Annotated in this window: 2 protein-coding genes; both read right to left on the bottom strand. The window is 39.2% G+C overall.

The window, feature by feature from the left end; all coding sequences use genetic code 11:
* The coding region (locus HT693_RS11075) for a cell wall-binding protein (RefSeq protein WP_172925191.1) at positions 1-2,440 on the bottom strand (2,440 nt) is incomplete at its 3' end.
* A 25-nt stretch (positions 2,441-2,465) separates the two neighbouring features.
* Positions 2,466-2,615, bottom strand: a complete 150-nt coding sequence (locus HT693_RS11070) for a hypothetical protein (protein ID WP_172925190.1) — start codon at positions 2,613-2,615, stop codon at positions 2,466-2,468.
* Between the last annotated feature and the right edge of the window lie 250 nt (positions 2,616-2,865).

Below are 2,865 nucleotides of genomic sequence, written 5' to 3'. Positions count from 1 at the left end.
CTGGAGCTGCTGGAGCTGATTCCTGATCAGCTTTTTCTGCTTTTTCAAGCTCTTCAACTTTTGCTTTTGCTTTTTCAGCCTCAGCTTTAGCCTTCTCTAGTTCAGCTTCAGCAGCTGTTTGAGCTTGGTCAGCTTCAGCTTTTGAATTTTCAGCTTCTCTTGCTTCTTTATTTTCTTTTTCAGCCTTAGCAGTCGCATCGTCAGCTGTTTTCTTCGATTCTGCTGCTTTTTGCTCTAACTCCGCAATTCTAGGATCTGCTTCTTCTTGGGGTTGAGCTGGAGTTTCTTCTTCCGATTTAGCTGGTTCTTTAGCTTTTGCTTCTTTTACTTCTTCAAGGGTCTTGTTGAAATCATCAACACGAGAATTAATATCTTCTGCGTAAGATCCGACAAGGGCATCCGCCTGGTTAAATTCAGCTTCTGCTACTGCACGAGCTGCTTCCGCTTCTTTGAGTTTTCTTTCTTGTTCCTCAAGAGCTTTAGCTTTTTGCTCAAGGTCGGCTTTGGCTTTATTAGCTTGCTTGGTTAGAGAGTCAATTTCATCCCCCAATTGATCCGCCTTGTCTTGCAGTTTTTCTGACTCTGGACGTTTAGAATCCTCAACTTTGGCTTTTTCAATTTGAGTTTTTATATCTTCCGGAAGATTGCTCTCATTATAGAACTTATTGCTATTTTCAGAGTTAGGTTTAGCATCCTCTGTTGGTAATTCATTCACAACATCACTGGCCTTGATAACACCACTTTCAATTGCGTCTAGTAAATCTTCCTTACCGATTGCCGCTTTGGCTGCTTGAATAGCTGCTGCTTTGTCCTTAATCTTATCATCTGCATTAATCTTAGCTTCGGCATCCTTTTCAAGCTCTGTCAAGGCTGCTTCAAGATCAGCTTTGGCTTTATCTTCTTTTTTCTGATCTGAGGTCTTAACTTTTTCTATCTTCTCAAGAGTCTCTTTGAGTTTATCAACACGAGAGTCAATCGCATCCTTATAAGCTTCCAGAACTCCATATTTCTCCTCAAGATCAGCTTTGGCTTGATTATAATCTTCTGAATCCTTTTGTTTATTTTCAAGTTCTTTAGCTTTTTTCTCAAAGTCAGCTTTAAGTTTATTAGCTTCCTCGGTTAGAGAGTCAATCTCATCTCCCAATTGATCCGCCTTATCTTGCAGTTTTTCTGACTCTGGACGTGCCTTCTCTGCAGCTTCGGCTTTCTCAACTTCCATCATTTTATCTGAAGGAAGCGATTTTTTCTCATAAACCACGTTTGTGCTGTCAGGTGTAGTTTTAGCATCTTCTGTTGGTAATTCTTTCACAACATCCTCTAGTGAAATATCCCCATTTTCAATTGCTTTTAGTAAATATTCCTTACCGATTTTCTCTTTTGCTTCTTTGATAGCTGCTGCTTTGTCCTTAATCTTATCATCTGCATTAATCTTAGCTTCTTCAGCCTCCTCTAATTGAGTAAATGCATCAATAAGTTCTTCTTTAAGCAAAGTGTTTGGTTCCTTAGCTTTTGCTTCCTTTACCTTTTTCAGAGTTTCATTGAAGTCGTCAACACGAGTATCAATATCTTCTTTATAAGACTCAGCCAGTGCTAAAGCCTTTTCAAATTCAGCTTGTGCCGCTTCATGAGCTGTTTTCGCTTCTTCTAGTTTTTTCTGTTCTTCTACCAGAGTTGCAGCTTTTTTCTCAGCTTCGGCTTTAGCCTTATTAGCTTGCTTGGTTAGAGAGTCAATTTCATCCCCCAATTGATCCGCCTTGTCTTGCAGTTTTTCTGATTGTGGACGTTTGGCATCAGCCTCCTCGGCTTTTTTGATTTTAGCTTTTATCTCTTCAGGAAGAGAAGAATCTTTGCTAGTAATAACTCGTTCTTCATCTTCCTTTGTTGGCAATTCCTTTACAACATCACTGGCCTTGATTTGACCATTTTCAATTGCTTTTAGTAAATCTTCTTTACCGATTCTCTCTTTTGCTTTTTTAATAGCTGCTGCTTTGTCAGTAATCTTGTCATCTGCCTTAATTTTAGCTTCGGCATCCTTTTCAAGTTCTGTCAAAGCCTTCATCACTGCTTCTTTAGCATCAGCTTCTTCCTTTTTAGCAGCAGCTAGCTCAGCATCAGCAGCCTGTTTAGCTTTTTCAGCTTTGGCTTTTGCCTCTTCTGCAGCTTTAGCATCATCTGCTTCGGATTTTGCTTTCTTAGCAGCTTCTTCAGCTTTTGCTTTCGCTTCCTCTACTTTTTTCTGTAGTTCAGCAACTTTAGCTTCAGCTTCTTTTCTAGCTGCTTCCGCTTTTTCAAGATCCTTTTTAGATTTTTCGGATGCTTTGCTAGTGTTAGTAGTATTTGATTCATCAGCTTTTACAGCCAATTGCTGAACGCTAGTAAGACTAGCCCCTAAAACTACCGCACTGGCTAGGCTAGCAAAAATCATCTTTTTCTTCCCCATTTAGGTCACCTCTTTATTATTATTTTTAATCACCTGAATCACCTGAATCACCTGAATCACCTTCATTATACTCTTCTACAACATATATGTCAAGTATTTTCCCAATGTTTACCCAATATTTATCTAAAATTATGATTCGGATAACTCCTGAAAGTTCTATAATGAAGTTAGCCACCCAGCCCTCCTAAAAATTAGATGGTTCAACTAGCTGATAGCTAGCACTCGATTTCATTTGATAAGAGGCTTGATGCTGTTAGGCTGACAAGCCAAGGCTAAGATTAGCCTTGGTTTAGCTGACAAAACTGCTTCAAGGGTTCCTCTTGTCAAATGAAAGCTCTTCTAGGCATAAGAAAACACCTCTGTGTTATACTTGTTGTTCAATCACAAACACAAGAAAGGCACAGAGATGCAAAACCATTATACTA

Origin of the sequence: Streptococcus sp. 2154 (assembly GCF_013277255.1) — a bacterium.
Lineage (GTDB): Bacteria > Bacillota > Bacilli > Lactobacillales > Streptococcaceae > Streptococcus > Streptococcus pseudopneumoniae.
Note: the sequence above shows the minus strand (reverse complement) of the source record. Positions and strands in the feature narration are given on the sequence as shown.